2 protein-coding genes are annotated in these 1,343 nt (G+C 62.5%); both read left to right on the top strand.

What is annotated here, in order from left to right:
* Window positions 1–997: YopN family type III secretion system gatekeeper subunit (locus EOL86_15105; protein NCD26897.1), on the top strand; the 997-nt coding region annotated here is incomplete at its 5' end.
* Window positions 998–999: 2 nt separating this feature from the next.
* Window positions 1,000–1,343, top strand: a 344-nt coding sequence (sycN, locus tag EOL86_15100; GenBank protein ID NCD26896.1) for a type III secretion chaperone SycN, incomplete at its 3' end; no start/stop codon positions are given.

The raw sequence follows: 1,343 nt of genomic DNA, 5'->3' as shown, positions 1-1,343 counted from the left end.
CGCGGCCGAGGAATTGACCTTTGCCGCCGACACCACGGACGAGTTTGAACTGGCCGACCGCAAGGAGCGCAAGACGGTTTCCGAATCCCTGATCGAGCGTGTGCGTCTGTATCAGGACATGATGCACGAAGCCGGCAAGACGCATGACATGGACGAATTGACCCGTCGGTTGCGTCAGGGCGGAGGCAAGGACCAGGCCTTGCGCGAGGCACGGCAGCGATTTCCGGACCCGTCGGATGCCTGGGCGGCCCTGGCCGAGTCCAAGGAAGCATTGGAGCGCGAGGGCGGCGTTGACGCGGGTGTGCTGGATGGCATCCGGGCGGCCATGGACGAATTGCAGGACAGCGAGGGCCCGGCCGTCCGCGCGGGTATTCAGGGTGCCTTGGCCGCCAGGGAAAGCGGCCATTTGGGCCCAACCGACGAGTTGCGGGACATGTACCGCCAGACCGTGCTCGAATTCGGGACGGTCAACGAGGTTTTCGCCCATATCCGTGAGCGCCACGGCGAGGCTGGCTTTGAAAAGGCCATGGATTTCCTGTTCCGTGCCCTGGGCAATGATCTGGCTTCGGATGCGCCGAGCATGGCCACGACCCATCTGGAAAGCGTGCATGCCAGCCTGGGGCAGGTGCGGTTGCTGCAGAGCGCCCACACGTTATGCGAGCGGATGCTTGATCGTTGGGAAAATGTGCACGGCGTGGCCGGCGTGCGTGATGGCATCCTGAAACCCATGGAGCTTTTGGGCGAAATCGTGGGCCTGCGCGAGGAGCGTTTCCTCGGCCCCATGCATATTGACAGGATCACGGCCAGATCCAAGGCGCCGGACATCGAGCATGAGGTCCTTTTTCTTCAGGAATTGCTGACAACAACGCGTAATTTTCCCTCGCGGCTGTTTGACGGCGACCAAGGACGCATGAAGGTCTTGGATGCCGTGCAGGAGCGCGTGGACGAAGCCATTGCCCGCGAGGATGAATTTCTCGCGGCCCAGGATGAGGGGTGAGCATGTTGGATCACGAAATCGCTGAATTCGGCCGTCGGATGGGCATGCCGGGCTTTGCCCTGACCGGAGGCGGCGTGGCCGCCCTCGATATCGAGGGACTTGGCCGCGTGTACTTCGAGCACGGGGACGGGGAACTTTTGGTGTATCTCGCTGTTCCGGTTCCGGCTCATGATGTCCAGGCCCCGCGCCGAGTGCTGGAGCTGTGTGGTTATCGTCATGCCCATCCCATGCCTTTGTGCGGTGGTGTGCACGCCGGAAACGCCGTGCTGTTGACACGTCTGGACGAGCGCGTGGCCACGGCCGCCATGTTGGAAAACGCCATCGCGTTTCTCGGACAGATGCGGGA

This window comes from Deltaproteobacteria bacterium (assembly GCA_009930495.1).
Classification (GTDB): domain Bacteria; phylum Desulfobacterota; class Desulfovibrionia; order Desulfovibrionales; family Desulfomicrobiaceae; genus Desulfomicrobium.
This window is presented reverse-complemented; position numbering and strand designations above follow the sequence as displayed.